Source organism: Nitrospira sp. Nam80, assembly GCF_965152575.1.
This window is the reverse complement of sequence record NZ_OZ224216.1, coordinates 4,656,661-4,677,242: the sequence shown is the minus strand read 5'-3', so window position 1 is coordinate 4,677,242 and position 20,582 is coordinate 4,656,661. Positions and strand designations below refer to the sequence as shown.

Annotated in this window: 7 protein-coding genes; all 7 read right to left on the bottom strand. The window is 59.7% G+C overall.

Annotated features, from left to right (window positions below):
* Nucleotides 1-571 precede the first annotated feature (571 nt).
* The 7 genes from ACWGXE_RS21945 to ACWGXE_RS21915 all read right to left on the bottom strand — a co-directional run bounded on the left by ACWGXE_RS21945 (nt 572) and on the right by ACWGXE_RS21915 (nt 20,518).
* Complete coding sequence (locus ACWGXE_RS21945; protein WP_447600265.1) at nt 572-1,138, bottom strand: hypothetical protein; 567 nt, start codon at nt 1,136-1,138, stop codon at nt 572-574.
* 28 nt (nt 1,139-1,166) lie between these two features.
* Nucleotides 1,167-3,629, bottom strand: a complete 2,463-nt coding sequence (locus tag ACWGXE_RS21940; protein WP_447600264.1) for an AAA family ATPase — start codon at nt 3,627-3,629, stop codon at nt 1,167-1,169.
* A 366-nt stretch (nt 3,630-3,995) separates the two neighbouring features.
* Nucleotides 3,996-5,855: a hypothetical protein gene (locus tag ACWGXE_RS21935; RefSeq protein ID WP_447600263.1), complete on the bottom strand. Its 1,860-nt coding sequence runs from the start codon at nt 5,853-5,855 to the stop codon at nt 3,996-3,998.
* A gap of 3 nt (nt 5,856-5,858) precedes the next feature.
* The gene (locus tag ACWGXE_RS21930) at nt 5,859-11,330 is read right to left on the bottom strand and encodes a hypothetical protein (RefSeq protein WP_447600262.1); all 5,472 of its coding nucleotides are present in this window, start codon (nt 11,328-11,330) and stop codon (nt 5,859-5,861) included.
* Nucleotides 11,331-11,337: 7 nt separating this feature from the next.
* Nucleotides 11,338-14,652 carry a hypothetical protein gene (locus tag ACWGXE_RS21925; protein WP_447600261.1) on the bottom strand — a complete coding sequence of 1,105 codons (3,315 nt, stop codon included), beginning with the start codon at nt 14,650-14,652 and terminating at the stop codon, nt 11,338-11,340.
* The gene (locus ACWGXE_RS21920; RefSeq protein WP_447600260.1) at nt 14,649-18,077 is read right to left on the bottom strand and encodes a DUF6603 domain-containing protein; all 3,429 of its coding nucleotides are present in this window, start codon (nt 18,075-18,077) and stop codon (nt 14,649-14,651) included. The genes ACWGXE_RS21925 and ACWGXE_RS21920 overlap by 4 nt, the downstream gene beginning before the upstream one ends.
* Nucleotides 18,074-20,518: a S8 family serine peptidase gene (locus tag ACWGXE_RS21915; RefSeq protein WP_447600259.1), complete on the bottom strand. Its 2,445-nt coding sequence runs from the start codon at nt 20,516-20,518 to the stop codon at nt 18,074-18,076. Before ACWGXE_RS21915 ends, ACWGXE_RS21920 begins: the two co-directional genes overlap by 4 nt.
* Between the last annotated feature and the right edge of the window lie 64 nt (nt 20,519-20,582).

Here is a 20,582-nt window from a genome sequence, read left to right as displayed (position 1 = left end):
GGTGGTCAGTACCAGCTTTCCTTCTCGGCTAAGCCTTGATGAGTTCCCGCGCCTCCGGTGAAGTCGACGGTCGCTGCGCAGGCGCTGGTTTCTAGTTCAATCTCCTGAACCACTATGCCGAGATTTTGGACACGATATTGATGGAACGGCGGCGGCGAAGTGTTTTGTGTCTACATTGCCTGGCGGCGGACTATCACCGGGCTGTAACCGGGTCATGAGCGAGGCTTCGTTTCGACCACCCGGTCGAACGCCAACCCACTGGTGCCTTCGCCCCTGCCCGTTTGCTTCCGGACACCCAGCCAGGTAAAGACCTTGCCGCCGATCCAGTGGGTGCGCTGATAGGATTGCTCACCAGATATGTACAGCAAGCGAAAAGAAGGCTCGCGGAATCAATGCTGCTGCCTTACTATCACCTTGGGTGGTTGGCTACACTGCGAGAAGAGAATCAGTCTGATCGATCTCAAACGAGGTTACTACAAATATATATGCAAACTCTTTGTAAGTTGTGGTTCCTAGAAATACGGATCTGAGGCTTAATTGGTCCGCTGTTCTGATTTTGGGTCATGTGCTGTTATGACGAGACGATCAGGCGGCGGTGGAATCCTTGAGGAGAATTCCAATCGTAGCCGAGGAGGAGATAGCGATCTCCTGCAGAGGCCTCGCGGAAGTTAGTGATTCGCGCCTCGAGGGTATCGAAAACGCGCAGAACGTCATCTTCCGTACCCTGTTGAAGAATCATCACTCTATGATCCGCACGTGCCAGTAGAAGCTTGCAGAAGTCCCAGTCAATCTCGCCGAGATCGAGACTCCATTCGGATTCCAGGACCAGAGGAACCCTCTCGATGTGATCATCCTTAAGTTGAAGCCAGACGAGGTCGTAGAGCCATTCACAACGACCATGAGGTGGAGTCCAGCCGCTGCAGCAGATTTGAAATCCCTTGTCCTGGCCCAGTTCGCTGACGCGACGTTTTATCTCTGATGTATAGATTCGGTCGGATTTCCACATATCGCGAATCCCATCGACAGCGACCGATGCGATGATCTCGGAGATCTCCCGTTCTACCGGGTCCAATTCATGCGTCATATATGCCATTTCAAAAGTAACCGTAATATTATCAAGCCATTCCCTCTTTACCACATGCTAAGACACCGCTGGGATTCAATCTTTAAGCTTTTCCCTTCGTCTTGAGATTCAGATTGAATCCACCACAATCGCACCTAAAACTTTCTTTCGCTCCCTTTGCCGGTGAGACGTAGATTATCCCGTCGCAAGTGTCGCAACGAAAGCACGCCAGCAAATCCTTGAAGGTCTCGACAACCGGGGCGAAGTCCTGCTTCTTTAGCTGTATCCATTGATTGTAGTGGACGCTTTTGTTTATGGCCCATTGCTCAATTTGCGACTTCTCTACCTTTGAGCTGAACTCCATTTGATATGTGGATAGCCGGGTGCAATCTTCCTTCTTATTCCATGAATTTGCCGACTCCTGCGCCTTACTGAGCAGCTTCTTAAATGCCGAAACTACGGCTGGCAATAGTTCGCCAAGATCGTATTGGGCGTCACCTCGATATTCGATGCTTGCCCGGAGCTTGTGCGACAGCAAAGCGGAGATGTACTCCAAATACCGGCGAAGCGTCCCGGCTGCGCCTGGAACATCATCATTATCCAGGTCTTGTTGTATTTCGTCCCAAACTTCGCCACCCTCCCAGACTATGGGGCCATCGTCCACCGACCATTTTCGAAAGTGAACATAGGATTTCGACGTAATGAGCTGTTCCGTCATCATGTGTTGCAGCCATATTGGATCGTGCGTTGTCATTAGAAATTGCGTCTGGGGGAACTTCGTCTTGAGTAACGTGCATATTTCCCGACGGTGACCTGCATCGACCGACATCAGTACGTCATCCAGAATGGCGAAAGTGAAGTTATCTCCAAGTGTATGCTTCATCAGCGCGAGGTAGAGACACAGGCCCATGCTGTCTTGATGCCCTTCGCTGTGATATGCGCCTGGCGGATAGAAGCCACGGCCATAGAAATCCACGTCAAACCCGAGCTTTCCCAACGACGGAGTCAGTTTGCCTTCGAAGTCGGCTTCATCATCTTGGTTCACTATGCGATAGTAGTCGCTGAAATCCTTCTCCACATCTTTATAGATTTGGGCCAAAGTTGCATTTGAGCTGGCGCTGTACGCATCGAGAACCTTCCCGGCCAGATTGCTTTGCTGCTCTGCTCGCGCCTGCTGACGCTTGGCCTCCCGGTAGCTGTCAAGCCGCTCCTGACAAACAGTGAGAAATTCGCGTGCCTCATCTTCCTTCGAAGGGTCAGGAAGACTAGCGACTGCGGCGTGAATTTCCTTCACCACCTTGAGTGCACCATCCGGCATCTGCCGGCAATCAGTAGAGCACTCCTTCATGGCGGCTTCGAGATCCTCGGTATCCACTATTTTGTGACGCCGCTCGTTCAGGGATTGAATCCAATTCGTAAGCTCCGTGGGATCAACGGGCGTTGGCAGATTCTTACAATATTCTGCGACTGTTTGCCCCAGATTCTCGAAACCATGAAGCGATGAGAGCAGTGGGGCCGCAGCTCGTTCAAGAGAGTCTTTGGTCTCGGCCGCTTCTTTTGCCTCCGCCAATCTGCCTTTCACCCGCGTACGGAGCTCATCCAGAATCCATTCGTCTTCACAAAACGGACAGGCCGCGTCGTCAAGAAGATCGAGGCCGGAACTCAAGAATGTCTGGCGTCGCAAGCTCCGCACTAGCGCGGGCTTATTGGCCAGGTTTTCAAGCAGTTGTGTCACGTCCACGCGGCTAGAAGCTACCGTGCTTGGCTCCGGTCCAGTTAACTGTTCAGATAGTGCCGCGATATCAGCCAATGCCTGCGCCTTACCGATATTGGATTTTATCGATGGTGCAGTCCGTATCATCCCTGTTTTTACGGAAGTGTTCGTTCCCAAATCCGTCAGCAGAGTAAGTCCGAGTACCTGCCGTCTTTTGTTCACTGCATCGATCACATGCTCTTTCTTGAGCATTGGAATTCCCAAAGCGCGCAGTAGGTTCGTTTCGGCGTCCTGCAAGGACTGGTTGATCTGTTTCAGGCGCGTTTTACAACTATTGACGATCATTTGGAGACTCTGTCTGACCTTGTCGATCCTGTCGAGTCGCAGCAGCGCTTGAACTTCCTTCGACCTGTCACCAGGTGCGGCGAGAACATATTTGATGATTTCGCGGCGTGACAGCGCAAACTCCGGGTGATTTGAAAGTTCAGTTACTAGTGCCAGGATTTGCGGATCGTTCGGCGTAACGGACGGCTCGTTCGGCGAGCTGACCTTTCGCTCGATGGTCACGGTCTTGTTGATAGTGGGAATAAGCGCGGTTAGCACGACGCGTGCGAAATCCGGTTTATCGCGCATATCCACATGCGGACCATAAGCCTTTAGAGTTATGCCGGAAGTGCCCTGACCAGTCAGCCGCGTGACCGCTCCTGTTATTGCGAACTCTAAGGCATCGACGACACCGCTCTTGCCAGTGCCATTCGGTCCACAGATCGCGAAATTCTGGCCGCTGGATGTCAGCGACAGTTTGTGAATTCCACGAAACTCTTCAATGACAAGCGAAACTACCCGGATCATGGCAGAAGCTCATCTGAGAATAGGGCTTTCCTTAAAGCCTCTGCTGATATCTCCTGATCATCCACAAGAGTCTGTCGCAGCCGTGCGATGACGCAGGAATCCATCGACGAATCAGTCTGTAGGCGATTGATGAAATCTTCAAATACAGCGAGCACGACGGGCGGCTGAGGCTCGCCTGCTGGACATTTCTTCGTCATAAAGGCTCTACTTAATTGCTTCGGTGCATGGAAAGCGAGCAAGCATTCTGAATTCGCGCCGGGGTCGCGCCGGTTCCTTCGCTCTCTCCGCAAATCGACCCGTCTTCAACGTACGGCGTAACGTTTAAGCAAGGTCCTCCTCGGCAATGTGCATCGGGCCGATATCACGTCATGAGCGAGGCTTCGTTTCGACCACCCGGTCGAACGCGAGCCCGCTGGTGCCTTCGCCCCGGCCTGTTTGTTTCCGGACGCCCAGCCACGTAAAGACCTTGCCGCCGATCCAACGCGTGCGTTGATAGGACTGGCTCACCACCGCCCCGGCACGCGGGACTTCCTCCTCGTGCACATAATAAGCCTTCGGCAGATTCTGCCTGAGCAGCATCGTGCGGGGGCGAATCTTTTCCGGGGGATTGGGGTCGCCTTCGAGAATGCGGGGTAGCGCGGCCCGTTGCAATTGCGTCTCCCGGACACTGCCGTCCACGTGTACCGGGATAAACGGAATCCACTGCTCGGGCACCTGGTTCATGACCTGGTATCTGATCGGCGCGGCCGGCTCAATGGTGGATGGCCCGGGTGGACCGATCAACTTCTGTAAATATCGGTGATACTCGCGGGCGGCTTCGCCGCCGGCTCTCGCGGCGCCGGACGGCAGCAGGATCCGCTGCTCAATGCCCCAGACCATGTTGGCGACCTCGTCGCGGATCAACCAGACTTCCTCCAGCGCCGGGCTTTCTTGGACCTTTGGCACCGTGGGCAGCAAGGTCAGCCTGTGTGGCGGCGCCTGTCGTTCGGGCGCCGTCGCCGTCAACGCGAACAGACTCCACTGTTGCCAGCCGGCTCCTTCCCTCTGTGTGATCGGTTCGATCCAGAAGCGCTCTCCGAACACGTTCGTAATCGCGATGCCCTTCACGTCGGTCACCGTGCCGACCGGCAACGTATAGGGCAAGACGAACCAATCATTCGCGTAGACCAGGCCGAATTCCATCAAGAGCAGCTTGCCCAAATCGGTCTGGTCGGGACGGACATCGCCGAAATTGGTACGCCGATCCTCAAACGCCCACCATCTGGTATTCGGCATGCCTTCGAACACGATCGACATGGGCAGAAATGTATGGACGAGCCGCTCCGGTGTCTGGGGCGGCGGCGGCTCCTCACCCAGTTGCGTGGCGCTCGGGTCTCGTTCGAGCGCATACCAATCGAGGCGGCCTTGATAATATTCTTCAGCGCGCATGACGATGCCAGTGGCGCCGTTCTGAGCCTCGCAGCCGAAACGGTACTCGAGTCTGGATGGGGCCCAGGCATCGGTTTCGGCGGCCGGTGGCTGCGCAATAAGATCAAGAAACCACCGTTTCAGCTCCTCGACCAGCGTGGTGAGCTTCGGCTGATCCGGAGCCGACGCGCCGATCCCGTCAAAGGCTTGGCCTCCCGGCGCAGCCACATGCTCGAGCAGGGCGATGCCGTCCATCGCCCGTTCGGCTGCCGCGCCGACCAGCTGCCAGACCTCGGGATGGGCGCAGATGGCTGCGTCCGCCTTTTGCGCCGGATTGGGAACCGGCACTCGATACTGAGTGAGATATGCATCTCGGTAATCGGCCGACAGGCCGCCGGGGCGCGACACCTCACGGTTCAGCAGCTTGAGCCAGCGGCGTCCGACTACCAGACGCAGGTCGAGCGAAAGAAACTGATTTCCGGTTCGCAATGGGAGCGGCCTGCGTTCGACTTTGGCTTCCAACGGTTCGTCGGGCAACAGCGGTTCGACCGGTCCTTCGTTTGCCTGGAAACGATCGATCGGCATGACGTCGAGACAGGCCCTCGCCAGGACCGGTGAGCCGGCGTCGTCCCCTTCGAATTCCCCCATCTGCCATTGCTTGGAGAGCATCCACAGCGCATCCCTGACTTCGGCCTTCAGCGCGCGGTCAAATGTATGTGTGCGCGGCCTTCCTTCGAGCCGATTCCAGCGCGTGATGGCCGGGTGCAGCCGCAAGGTCACGGCTTCGCTCATCTTGGTCACAATATTCGGATCGGCCATGCGCTACTCCTTGGCGAACTTGGCGAAGATGTCGAGGTTGCGCAGCAAATTATTGGAAATCGAAATCTCGGGAAACGTGTAGGCCGAAGTGGTGGCCGGCAGGAACCAGCTATAGGCGGTGGTATCGACATGCGCCGGCTCGACGGCGCGAAGCTTAGCCGCATCCAGCGCATGATGGACCGCGCCCAGGAGATCGTCCCAGGACCAGGCGCCGTCGCGCACCGCCGGGAGCGCGACGAGCCAGGCCTGAGGTGGTTCGGCGTTCGGGCGGTCGAAGTGAAACGCAATCCCGGTCGTTTCCTCGGTTCCCGGAATGACTTCGGTCCATTCATCAATCAAGAGGCCGCAGAGCGGATTGGTCTTGTCGAACGGATCGGCAAAATGCGCGGTATAGAGCAAACGGTCGCTGTCGATCTTATAATCCGATGGAATGTCCAAGGCCAGCCAGGGCTCATCGGCACCGTGCGGGAGTTGCAACGGGATCAGCTCCGGCGGCTGGACGCCGGGGAACGCCTCATCCAGGAGGAGCACCGTCTCCCACTGTTTCATCCTCTCGCGGACCCGCGCGACGCCATGCAACCAGTCGTCGAGCGGAAAATCGCGGCCGGCACCGGAGGGCTTGGGATCGCGCAAGAATTTGGTCAATGCGCCCGACCTGGAATGCTGCCAGGCATTGGCCACTTCGTCGGCCGCTGCCGCCGGCAGCGTGAAGCGAGGAATGAGTTGGAAGTCTTCGCCGAACAAGAACTTTGCCGCCTGCTGGAGAAGCTTGATCTTGTCCGACGAGGACGCTGCATCATGCTGCACGAGGAGTGCGTCGGCTTTCGCGATCCGGCCGGCCACGTCCTCTTTGACCAGCGAGGTGGTTTGCTTTAAGCGGATTCGAAAGCGGCCGACCTCGGCTTCTTCGTCGGTGAAGTCGAACGGCTCGGCATCGAAGTCAGTCAGCGGCAAGGCTGCCTGGATATCGGCCAGCAAGTCGGCGACTATAGCGCGCGGGACGTTGATCAATTGCAACAGGCCGGTCTGCTTGGTCTCGAAGGCCGTTCGTCTCCCGTCGAGCGCGACTCGATAGTCGCCCGCATTGGCGGGCGGAGGAGCGGTGAGTTGCGTGCTGATCAGGATCTCCGCCGCTTGCAAAGATTTGAACCGATCCGCTTCCGGTGTAGAAGCCGGAAGAGCGTCGTATTCATCGATCCGTGACTGGTATCGCGCGAGGCGATCATCCCACTGCTTTACCCGGTCGCTGATTTTTTTGGTGAGGTTGGAATAGAGACCCGCCCGCCATTCATAGACAAATCCGATTCCGGTCTGCGGCAGTCGATAGGAAGCCAGGCTCCCTACCGTCGCAGCGAACTGCGCGAGCACCGCATCGATCGTCACGGCCGCGTTATCGAGCGCGCTGATCAAGGTATCGAGTGCCGGAAGATGGGCGGTGTGGAGATCGTCACGCGCCGCTTGGATCAGCGTTTTGGACAGGACGGACATCCCCTGATCGTCGCGTGACGCATCGTTATGGCGGATCAGATCTGCCGGCTGAAGCGGACGCGAGCCGACCACCAGCGGACGCAAGTTGTTGAGCAGCGCCTGCAATTCAAACCAGGTGATCTTGCCGCCCTGTCTCGCGGTGTAGCTGATCACAATCGGGCGATCGAGCCGCGGTGCGTGGTGACGGTGAATATAATCGAGAATGCGATCATCGAGCTGATTGACCGCTTGATCCGCCTGTGTCTCGATCCGGTAGATGAGATCGATCGGCTGCAATCCCAGCTGGGTTTGGCTGATGAAGGGGTTCTGCTCCAGGCCGGTGCCTCGGTCGGTGAAGCGCACTTCGCAGCCGACATCGTCCGGAGCCGGAAAGCGAGGCGTGAGCCAGGCATTGAGCGCCGGTTCCACTTTCGATAAAGGCGTCAACGGAATGGCCGGGAGGGGATTGGCTGGCGGCTCGGGTGAAAGATGGATCGCGGTGCGCAGGGTCAGAGCGATCCCGCTGCGCGGCGTGCGCACGATGTCGGGCTCCGGAGGATAATTCCCTTTGGCGAAGGCATCCAGGGTCCCTGCGGAGCGGTCATAATTGCCCAACACGGCCTGGTGGACTCCTTCGGCCAACACGAGGTCGGCCACCGCGTCGTTGGCATCTCGGATCGAGGCCACGGCGTTGGTGATAGCGGCCTCTTGATCGGCGGCGCGGCGGGGCAGGGTCGCGATGCCGAATGGGTACGTATAATTGTTCGCCTGTTCCGCATGTTCGAGCAGTTTGCGCCCGTCGACCACGTTCATCGCCGCGATCGAGTCTTTCGCGTCGCCGTCATCGGTGCTGGTCTTCTGGATCTGATTCGCGGCCAGCGGGAAGGCTCGGCGCAAGTGGTAGACGAGATCGCGCACCTGCAGCGGCCCATGATCATGAATATGGCGTTCCAATTGATACCCCAGCAGGGCCCCCATCGACTGGCCGTTTCGCATCCCTTCGAGAATCGCCAGCGCCTGGCGGACCCGGCGTGACGACAGATTGACGGCCAGCCGCCCGTCGTTGGCGAGATACCCGTTTCGCAGAACCGCCGCGGTGGTCGCATGGTTAAGCGACGGCGCGTGGATGAGCCCTTCGTTCGTGCTGTCGCGCATCAGCGGCGCCTGATCCCGTTGGTTGACCTTGTCGGCGAGGTCCTGCGGCAGTTGGACGGGAGTCAACGCCGCCTGTTTCGGCCGTACCGGTTCCAGCCAGCCGTATGTACCGAGAAATAGGCCCGGGTTGTCGTCGCCCGGTTGTCCCTCATTGCCTGGTTGATTCTTCTGTTGTCGCATCGATTCGAGCTGCCAGGTCAGGAGCCCGGTCTCCCAGGCGTCCAGCCGGTAGGTCACGGTATCGACGTGCTCGGCAAAGATGCGTTCCAACCGAGCGGTCGGCACGCGGCTCAACCGCTCGAGCGCTTCGATGTGCTCGCGGAGATTCGGATGAAGTGTTCTGAGTCCGCGCGCGATATAGTCTCCCAGCAACAGAGTGTCCCGGCCCGTGATGCGCTGCGCCGGACGAAACAAGGTGCTATAGCGGCTCTCGCTTCCGTTCTGGGGTTCGCGCACATGTACAAAGTTCGGCTCCCGGTAGCTCGCTTCTGGATTCTCGATGAGCCCGGCCTCCGTTTGCAGCCGGACGCCCGTTTCATAAAACGTGAGCTGCAAGGCATGCCGCAACAGCAGATAGAGCAAAGCGGCCGGTTTCTTGCCGCCGTCGAACCCCTGTTCTTGTTGAACCCGTTCGATCCCCGCCTGGGCCGCATCGATCAGCCACTCGATGTAATTGCGGGCGCCGGCATAGTTGCGGATCGGGTCCTGTTCCGACAGCGGACGATCGTCGATCAGCGGGCCGGTCAAGGGAGTCTGGCGGGCCTTGAACACCTTGGTGAGTAAATCAGGCACTTCGGCCCCGACATAGCCGAAGCTGCGGAGCAATGCCAGCGGGATCGCGGAGGGAAAGAGATTCAACAACCCGAACGCGATCGTGGAATCGAAAAACAACAGCTCATAAAATTTATGGTCCAGGCTCTCCGCCTGCAATGGGTAATACTCGACCGAGGATGGATGCAGTCCCAGGACATCGAGCAGAATTTGGTGCGGATCACCTCCGCTCTTCCCGATGTACGAGAGGCGGGGGAGCAGTTGTCTCCAGTCGGCCTCGATACGCGCGAGGATGCCGTAGAGCTTCCCGAGATAATTGGCTCGACCTTCCCGCTCGAACCAGTTGATGCGATCGAACGATGTCGTGAGCAGCAGGCCATAGGGCTGGATACCGATGCGAAGGGCCGGCAGCGGACCTCGCCCGCTCACGTAGCGGGTAAAGAATGATCGCGTCGAGGCGATCTCATCGTCCGAGAACACGGGAGAGAGCAGAGTCCGCATCATGTAGCCGAGCGTGCCCGGCCAGAGCGCGATTTGCATGGCGCGCGCCTCGCTTTGATCCCGGCCGTCTGCATGGGGCAATTGTTGGACCAGGTCGGGCGAGAGACCGAGCAGATCGGCGAGCCATTGCCCGTCGCGGCGTGCGAGCGGATCCGGTTCATTCGTATATTGAGGGGTTCGGCGAAAGAAGAGATCGAACGTCGCGTCCGCCTCGTCGCGGAAAGTATACCCGGTTCCGCCTTGCTCCGTATTGTTGGTCGGAGTCCCTTGAGGAAGGATCTCCAGCCCACCCCGGCTATGCAAATGATGGAGAAGCAAGGTTTCGAGATTCTGTCTTCCTTGCTGCGATGAATCCGCCAGTCTCACGCCAAGTACGACGAGACGCTCAAAGCCGTTGGCCGCCTGCTGGGAAGTCAGATCGAAACGAAATGCCATCCCGACTTCCAACGCCTTCTCGAAATCGAACATCCAGGCGAGCTCATCCGGGATCTGGAGCTGGTCGTCCACCGGTTTCAGTTGCTGGTCAGGCGGCGCATTCGGGTCCGGCCCCACGACAAGCGGAGTGCGAATCGGCCGGCCGATCTCGACGCGAGAGGCGCCTTCCTGTGCCGTGCCGATCAAGATGAACCGTTCCGGCAAGAGCGAAACCTTGGGCGCGCTGGACCAGGATGAGCGTCTTGTAGCCTCCGCCCCCGGGTCAGGAAATCGGAGCAGCGCGACCTTCACCTGCACGTCCGCTCTCGTGTGAGGGGGCGAGGGAACGTCGGCCAGATTCACCGGCCTGAAATGTTCTTGGATCTCGCGAGCCTGGGCTGCACCGACTGCCGCTTCCAGTACGGTAAAGGCCCCCGCCAAAAGATCTGCCCTGCCGTCTGCCCTCCAGACCGACTCCCAGTACGTCATGCCGGCAGCCGGCATCGGTTGGTCCGCAGGAATGATCAGGAGAATGTCGGTCGGGCTGTCTTTGGCGGGTTTCTCGTTCGGATTCATCGGCTGGTATTGCTGGACGATCCAGCCGGCTCGCCCCGACCCGTGGGATGCAACCAATTCGCGCCAGGCGCTCCGCTCAAGTGATTCGTCGCCGCCGGCTCGCCAGATCGCCGCCCAGAAGAGGCGCGCGTTGGCCACTTCCTGCTCGCTGAGGGTTTCTTCAAAAGAATCAAGGAGGCAGGTGTCCGGATAGACGCGAACCCAGAGCTGGGGTTGTCCTTCAGGTCCTGACTTGAACCGGGTTTCAAGCCGCAAGGGAAGGAGCACAATCGGATAATCGTCGGGCAGCAACCGGAGGGTCTCGCGAGGATCGGTGAAACGAGTAAACTCTTTGAACCGCTCACGTTCCGCGGCGGACAGTTCCGACAGGGCTCGTCCGGCTCGGTCGGCCTGCGCCCGCGCGCGCTTGAGTTCTTCCTCCAAACGGGCACGCTCGTCACTCCGGCCGGGACCGCCGCGGCGCCCCAGTTGGGCCATTGTCCGTTCGAGTTGCTTGACCCGTTCTCCGGCCAGCAACGCTTCGCGACGTTGAGTGTCCAGATCGCGGCGCTGGGTGGAGAGGCTCTCGCGTATTTGCTCGAATTCCGTCATGACTGGTTCACGCAGGTTTTTTCAGCATCTCCGCCGCATGGACTGCCATGAGGACCGGCACCTGGAAAAGGATATAGGCGAGTTCGGCCGCATGCGTATCAGGCCGCCATTGGAACCGGCTGTCTTCATCGTATTGCTCCTTTGCCTCGCTGCCGGCGCCGGGATTGGTGACGCTGATCGTCTTCTCGCCGATCCGGAGAAATTTGCCCGGCTCATAGCTGCTGAGCACATCCGTCCAGGCCAAGTCATTCCAGGTATGGATGTCGGCCTGCGGCGCGGATTGAGGCACATCGAGACCAAACCGTGGCTCGCTCGGACGCTCCTTAATCACAAAGAACCAGCCTGGGTCCTCTTCGCCGTTTACGATCTTCCCGCCGCGCGCCTTCTCGGCCGTCAGGTCGAATCCAAAGAAATAGATGTCCGGATCAACCTTGGCCTCATAGAGCGGCGTCTTTACGAGATCGCGGGGCGGATTGGTGTCCTGACCGGGAGCGAGCGGGGCGAGTTTCCGCGGCCGCGATTTATCGATGCGGTTGTCGGCGGTACGTTCCCACGCGGCTCGATGGGCGTAGATGACGGCGGTCGGATACTTCTTGAGCAATTCTCCGCGAATCACCAGCACCAGTTCGTCTTCCTTATCGCCCTGTGCCTCGCGATGATCATGGTCGCCTAAGGCGGTGATCGTCCCCCACCGGTGCAGCTCGGGAATGTCGTACAATCGCTCGCGGCGCGCGTCCGCATCGACTCCCGGTTCGGCCAGGAATCCGCGGACGTCCCAGAACTGCCGGAAGTAGCTTCCCCGCTGGTCGGTCGGATATTCGCGCCACAAGAGTTCCCGGGCAAACTCATGATTGAGCCCGACCATATACGATTCGATAAATTTCTGGTTCGTCTCGAGCAAGGTAATGGAGTTGTTCGGGATGAGCTGAAGGTTCGGCACAAACAGTTCGCTGGAGCCGTCCTTCAACGGTTCATACATCGGGAGATCGACCTCGGGGTAGACCATCACTTCGCCGAACGGCTCGCGCAGTTGATCAATGATCCGTGATGGAACGACGATCGTTCCGAGCACCCGGGTCGGGATAGTGCGGATCGGATCGAGTCCCTGGATCGTGGCGGTCGCCAAGGCCGGCAGATCGACGGCCCGCCGGACCTCGATCGGCAGAGCCCGCTCGACCTGGTCGACCGTGTAGAGATTCCGCAAGGAAGACTTGAATCGGAGCGCTTCGCGGCTGTCCGTTGTTCCGAAGATCGGGATCGGCCCTGTCCCCGGCTTGCCGATATGAAAATCGGGACTGGCCGGCAGCTCGTCGATGCCGGCCGGGGTGCGCGTATCTGAATCGATGGCAGAGGCGGCGGCGGCCCCTCGTTGGATCGCTTCCACCCGGCGCATCACCCAGATTGCTCCAGCCGACAGGGCGGCGCCGGTGATGAGCGCCGCAGCGATCCCGGCCCCTCCGGCAAGGAGTACCAATGCGATCAAGACCGCCAATGCCAGGGGGAGATACTTGAGCCAGGGATAACGATTCAGCAGGTCCAACCAGCCGGGCGGAATCTCGCCCGGTTGAAACTCTTCGGAGAGTTTTGTTTCGGTCGGGAGTTGCGGGGCGACGATCTTGGGCGGCGCGGCCGAGACCTCGCCGCGATTCACCCGGTTCACCAGTTGCGCCGGAGGCCGATCAGACGTGAACCCAATCAACTTGGTCACGCGCGCCCTTGGGCGCAGGGCTTGCCGCATGGTTTTCGACAGCACCGCGCTCGGGACCGTGCTTTTGTTGATGTGATGACGAATCGTCACTCCATCCGCCAACAGGCGGCGCTGGACCGGGGCGGTGATGCTCAACAATTGCTGGGGAGCATCGGTCTGGAGCCGGGACAGTTCGCGAGCATGCCACACCCGCGACACTAGCTTCGCCATTTGTCCGAACCGGATTTTCTGGTTGCCTTCCAAGACTTTGCCGACCTGTTGCCAGGCTGCTTCCATGTAGGTTTCTTGGTTCTGCTGGACGACCTGCGTACCGAATCCGGCCGCCACCCGATGGCGCGGATCGAGGTTGAGTTCCTGCACCCATCGGCTCCGGGCCGGATCGCCGTCGAGAGGAGTCAGGCGTTGAGTTTGAGCATGCCAGCGTCCATAGATCGGCGGGACGATCAACGGGTCCTCGTCATCTTCAATGGTCGGCCCGAGCCCGCTCTGATGGTTCGCATCCGTCGCGCTGTGGTCACTGTAGTCCGTCGCCAGATTGACGAAGCTCGCTAGGGCCGTTTGGAACGGATGCGGATAGGGTTTGCCCCAGGCTTCAAAGCGCTCGTACTCCTTGAGATCGTCTTCGCTCAATGTGTCGAGCGGGGCACGCAGGGCTCCGCCAAGGCGCAGGATACCGCCCAATTCCGGGATGCCGGGCAGATTGGCATCGGGTTTCTGGACGTCCATGTCGCGGCGTCCGACCCGCGGGTCCACCGTGCGAGGTTGGAGCAAGCGCACGAGATATTCGAAGTCGCCGACGCTGCTCGTGAGGAAATACCACCGGTGATAATAGGGAAAGGATGATCCTTCTTCCTTGCCTGTATAGTCCGCCCAGGCGCTTTGCGTGGCGGAAGCGGCCTTGGCCGGATCCCTGGCTAATCCGGCGAGGCGACCGGTCTCGAACGTGGGAATGACAAAGGCATGGTATGCGGTATCGGCCTTTAAGATCCGCGGGCAGAGGAGGCGCGAATAGGCGAGGTCGCGATTGGTTTTCACGATGTCATCCAAGCGGGCAGCGAGAGCTGCCTGGTCGCCGGGATCGACGCCGAAGCCGCCGTTGACGTGCACGTGGGCCCAGAACCAGAGTTGATCGAACGGAGGGAACTTCTGCGCGGCGTCCGCCACCTCGATGAAGGGCAGCGGCCTGCCAAGCACATTCCCGCCCTCCTTGAATTCGCTTTCTTCCAGTACCACGAGGCTGATCCAGGGCCGCAGGCGTTTGCCGTCCGGTGAGGGACGGTTCGGCGTATAGCGCCAGGGAAAATCCTCGTCGTAGAACTCGACGAATGGCAAATAATTAGTCTCGAAATTGGTAATCCAGTGGCGCGGCTCCGTCCGTACGATCATCTTGCCGTCGATGCCGATGATATCGCCGGGTCCGTAAAGCTGCACCGATTTGGGGATCGATGCGGTTGCCGTCCCGCCGGAAAGCCGCTCGCCGGTGATCTGCAGGCTGACGTCGATCGAGCCGCGTTCCGACACGCCCGCTTGCTGGTCCCCTTCGCGGATGAAAATGCCGAGTCCCTGACGGGCCCAGGGTAGGAACGAATAGGCGGCGATCGGTTGCGTGCTCATGCGGCTTGGTTCAACTCTACAGTGGGAATGATATGGACCTCCTCGGACAGAGACGGATTGAGGCTCACGACTTTGGCCATGTGCGCCTGCGCTTCCGTATAGCTCGCGAAGGTGGCGGACTCATAGACGCGATTATCGGCCTGGAAGGCTACGGCATAGTGCTCATCCGAGACGGTGACTTTGGTCGTAAAGGGTCGCAACCGCCTTTCTTGCGCCAAGGACACAGGCGATCGGGAGACGGCTCCTCCGTTTCGGAAATGGACGAACAACGAGTCCCAAAATTTGAAGAAGCGAATCCGGAACCGCCGGAAGGCCCCGTCGACAATAATGGTTTCGTAGCGCACATTGCGTTGAGCCGAGGGCCCGGTCGCCCATGGCCGGCCGGCTGACCCGAGTTCGATCCCGCTGTCCAGCGGCTCGTAGGCCGGTGCCGACAGCTTGGCCGCATCCTCCATGTCGCGGTATTGCGCCACCGCGAATTTCTCTTTGGTCGGGCCCTTCACGGACAGGCCGCTCGTGGTGACGGTGGCGGCGGCCTGCTTGATATCGGACGGCTTTTGATTGCCGATCTTATCGAGCGGCAGGTTCAAGGGGGCGAACCGCTGGCTGATTTGCAACGTCCCGACCGGATGCAGGACCAATGCACCGGCGCTCCCGACATCGCGCAGGCTGACGAATAGTTGGCCCGAGGGCGGCAAGGTCGCGCGCCAGCTTTCCAGTTTCTCGAATTCCGCCCGCAACCGTGGAAGCACTTCGATCGGCGGCAATAGGTCCGCGCGCCGTTCACCGAACGTGACATCCACATCGACGGAAATCGAGAAAAAGAAGAACTCAATGGAAGCCGACCCGCGGATGTGCCAGGGCGTGGGCCCTTCGAGCGATCCGCGCAAATGAATGCCGTAGACGCCGAGCCCGAAGACCTTGACCGAGAACCCGGCTGAAATCTCCACGATCAGATAGAACGGCGAGAAGCGGAGCAACGCGTCGAAGGTGAGGTAGCCTTCCACGCTCAACGCATCGAAGCCGAAAAACGCTTCCGCTCGCACGCCCATTTGGACCGAATTCGACGTCACCGCGAAATAGGTCTCGGCGCGAATCCTGGCCCAGCTTTCGTTCACGATCGAGAGCGTGATGCGCGCCGGCGAGGGAAACGGCAACGGCGGGGCGGTGAATCGCGGATGAAATCCGCCCACGGAGAGCACGAAATTCGGATTGTCGCTGAAGTCCATGAGGAGGCCCATCTCCCCCTCGAGTGTGATGAAGAGGACCCGCGACTCATACAGGGTGGCAAAGAACCAGATGCGGCGTTTGGCAAACTCGAGCGCGCCGATGAAGCTGACCTGCAGGATCAGCACCGCTTCCTCGTCGGTTGGCAACGCCGCCCGCAGTCGGCCCAGAATCACGACATTGCCCGGGATTTCGATCATGACGCCGAGCGAGACGCTGACCAAGGTCGGCGTGCCCCAACCGATTTTGGCCATGGGGCCGATCAGAAACGTGCCGTTGTGCGGCGGGAAGATCGCCCGCAAGTCGCTGATGATTCGCGGCGCATTCTCGATGACGTTCGTGGGAAAGAGAATGCTGTTGGCCGCGCCGGTCCGCACGCCTTGGACGAGGGGATCGAGCAGCACGACGCGGTTCAACCCCAAAAGCCCGCCGACTCCTGCCAGCACGAATCCGAACCCAAGCTGAAAGCCGGGATTGAATTCCGCCGTGATGATCGCGAGCAGCGAAAAGCCCGGCTGCCCGCCCGGCATCTTCGTATTGATGAGCCCGATCGCCTTGAGCGAGAGGAAGTTTGAAACCGTCAGTTCGAGCGCGCCGGCATATTCACCCTTCTCAAAGTCGAGATAGAGATAACCGCCGCCCTTGACCATCCCTGCGTCGATTGCGAGGCCGACCCCGTTCGGCGGCTTGAACGCGAAGGCGATATGAGCGGGTCCGAGATTGCCGCCGTTCTTCGGAAACGTGAAAGTCGCAATGATGCCCAGCCGATCCACCGACGCGGTGAGGGGCCCCAAGGCAGCTTTGAAGCCGCCGGAAAGTTCGACGGGAATCGAGCCGTCCGACTGCATAGCCAGTCGCAAATAGAGGGACAGCATCTCGATGGGACCCAACGTCACATGCGAGGGAATCGCGATCTCCAGCGCGGCGCTTCCTTCAAACCGCACGCCGCGACTGGGGCTCCAACGGAGATCGACATCGAAGACGGATTGGAGGTCGATGCCGGACAGGAGCGTCGCGATGAATCCGTCTCCGCTGGCGCCGCTGATCACGAGTTTGCCGCCGTTCAATCCTGTCTTAATCTCGGGGTCGAGCCGGACTTGGGAGGCGGTCGCGTCAAAATGAAGTGCGAGATCGACTCCCGCGCTCGGACGCTGGACTTCCAAGCGTGAACCGCCGGCCACGCCGAGCAGCAAAAACGGCGGCGCGGTCGGACGGCGGGCGAATGACGCGCCGAGCTTCACGTCAACCGCGCCGGTTGGAACATCAAGCGCCACATCCAACGGCGGCTGGATCGTGAGGTCAAGGTCGGTGGAAAAAGCTGCATGGGCATCGAATGTGGCCTGCCAATCCCCGACATCGACCGTCTGTGTTTGATCAATCGCCAGCGGCATCCGGACACTCACGTCCAGGCCGGGAGGATTGAGGCCTGGATCAACCTCGGCGCTGAAACCAAAGGCCTCGATCGCGGCCGGCGAGCCGGGCGGCTGGAGGATCGCGGCCGGGATTCGAAATTGCTCTCGCAAGAGGGTTTGGAGTGCAGTGAACAAGGCGAGGCCGTCGAATCCGGGCGCGCCCCACTGATACACCTCCGTCAAAAGTCCGGACGGGTCGGTGAAGGCCTTGGCCATCCGATCGAAATGAAACGTCTTGCGGGTATACGTCCCATTGAGCGAGCCGGGCGGGCCGCCCTCTTCGTTCACGATTTCGATTCCGCCCGTCGCCAGCAGCACCAGCGCCAGATGAGGGAAGCGCGATTCGAGATATTCGACAAACAACCGATTGAGCAGCCGTTCGGTAAACAGGCCGGCAAAGTTTGCGAGTTCAATTTTCTGCTGCGGCGTCAAGCCGGCGCCGGCGCTTACGGTTTGCAGCGACGTGCCGACATCGCGCGCCGCTTGAGTCAGTGTCCCGATATGCTGGAGCAGTTCAAGGCTTGTTGAGGCAATGGCGGGGCCGTCCTTCTCTTCGATCGCCTTCGCCAGAGCAGCGATCAATTCCGGCATGCTTGCTGCTGCCGTAGCGGTGGTCGCCAATGCGCCGGCCAGCTCCGTTGCGTCCGCCGTGGCATCCGACGACCGAAGCCCGAGCCATTCAAGCAGCGTATCGACCGTGTCGTCCTCCACCCGCTGGGCGAGCGGATCAAACATCCGCGCCAGTTCGCCGGCCAACTGCTCGATGGTACCGAGGGTCTCGCTCATCCTTTCCTCTGGTGGTCGTGCGCCATGGCGGCCAACGGGGTTTCGATCAACGCAAAGACAGCGGATCGATACCGGTCGATTCGGTCGCGCAGCCGCCTGCTCCCGTAGCGGCGCAACTGATCGAAGAAGCGGTCGAGATACTGCCTCTCCGAGGGATCCGCCGGGGCGACATACGCCTCGGGGTCCAGAGCGCCTTGTAACAGCTGCCGAAGAAGGAAGGGACCGGTGGCCCGATGCCACATGGTGGCAATGCGGCGGTTGCTGTTGATCAACCGGCGGACCTCGCTGAAATGGCGGCTGACGGCCGCGGCGACATGCTCGCCTTCCGGAAAAGTCTTGAGTCGGGCTCGGATAATCCGGAGCCACGGCGGGAACTGTTGGGAGCCCGGCTCCGTTTCACCGAAGCCCTCGCGGGTGAATCGATTGATTGGAGAAAAGTGCACAGGGCTGAAGTCGGAGGCTCTGCGTCCGTTCGGGATAGACGCATCCAGATCGGCCGGCGCATGAATGTGCGGCCCTCCGCCGCCGCCTCCGCCACCGCCCGCCTCGGCCCTGACCGCAGCGATGGCTGCTTCAATATTGAGCTTGCCTCCACCCCATGTCGTGTCCCATCCGCCGGCCGGCCTATCTCTGGCCGTGGCTTGCAGATGCCGCACGATGTCCGCTCTCGTGAGCCGCGGATTTTCTTCGAGGAGGAGCGCAATCGCTCCCGTGACATGAGGAGCAGCCATGCTCGTGCCGGTCATATCCTCATAGAGGCAGCAGCAGGCATCGGGGCAACAAGAGCAACAGTTGCCGCGGAGGTTGGCCGCGTCGGCCTTTGCGGAGGTAATCTCCAGGCCGGGGGCCGCAATATCGGGTTTGCGATTGGTCGCCGCCCCTTTGGCGACCGGACCTCGACTCGACGAAGGTTCGATTCCGGTCGAAGGCCAGCAATTGCAGCAACTCGTGCGCGACTGGTGATTGGCGACCGCGATGACTTGGGCGGCGGTTCCCGGAATGCTCAGCGTCGAATCAGAGGTGGCCCGAATTTTGCCGTCCGGTGGGTTTGTCTGAGGCAAAAACCACGTATTGGTGTCGCGCTGGATCCAGCAATGAAACGCCACACCTCCGGCGTTCGGATTGGCCAGATTGAGCTTCCAATCGCCGTTGGGCAGACTCCCTTGGGCGGGATCGTGAATGGTAATCCGAAAGTTATTGTCGCGATCGTGCGCGCCGTTGATCGTCCCATCAATTTCCACTCGCGACCGGCGATTCGCCGCGTCCGCCGGATTGGCGGTGAATGAATGATCCGTTCCATGGTTCACTGTGCCGCTGTTTGTCCCGCTCGGCGCCGTGACCGTGAGGTTAATCGTGCCGGCTCGGTCGTACCAGAGATCCAGAATAGTTCGAGACTCTTGGCCTTCGCCGATCTTGAACTCGATATCGATATTGTTATTCCCTGGCACAGTTCCCTGCACATGGTGCAGCGCGGCTCCCTCATTCCCGGCGGACTTTACGACAATATGGGGTAGATGGAGAAAATCGCCGGTCGCGACGTGCGCGTCGATGGCAAGTTCCACGGTGCTGGTCCCGTCGTGAGATCCGATATTGTCACCCAAGCTGATGTTGATGACCTTGGGCTTATCAATGGCGTCGAGAAAGGTAAAAATATAGTCCAGGGCTTGCACCAACCACTGATTTTCTCCAATCTCCGTCCAGCCTCGATAGTTATACCGCACCATGATGATATCGGCGTTGGGGGCGACGCCGACGTAGGTTTGGGTGACATGACAGCAGGTGGGAGGCCTGCCGTTTCCGGCTGCAATTCCAGCCACGTGGGTCCCGTGCCCATTCCGTTCGTTTCTGGCGTTAACATCCCTGGTCCGGACCGTAGCGTTGCCTCGCAAGGCCTGCGTGATCTGATCCCGGACGTAGACGACGCCGACATTGTTCGGCCCTCTGGTATCTCCGGCTTGAAACGGGAGCATCTGATCCCAAATGGCGAGAATTCTGGACGTGCCGTCGTCTTTGACGAAGCAGCCATGCCGCCAGTCGATGCCGCTGTCGATAATCCCCACGACGATGCCGTCACCTTTGCGCGACGGCGTCCCCGTATGCACGGCAGTCGCGTGAATCTCGGGCAAACTGTAGTTCAATTCCTGGTGCATCCGACGAGGACCTTCGACCTGCACGACATGACCCAAGGCCGCGAGATCTTCCAGACGCTCCACCGGAATCAGCCCGGTGGCAATCTTGTAGCCTTTCGTCGGATGCTCGACCAGACTGTGCTTCTCGAAACCAACGGCAAGAAGATCGTCCAACTTTCCGGTGAATTCGACAATGATCCCGGTGCGCCGTTGCCCCGGACTGTCGGCGTGGTCACCCGGCGCAGCCGTTTTGATGGAACTCCGGGCGGCACGGAGCTTCGAGCGAAGTGCCGGATCAAGTTTCTTATTCATTGGGATCCTCCGTGACCGATCATTGTCCCCAATGAAGGGAGAGAATGAGCACGGCATGGCCTCC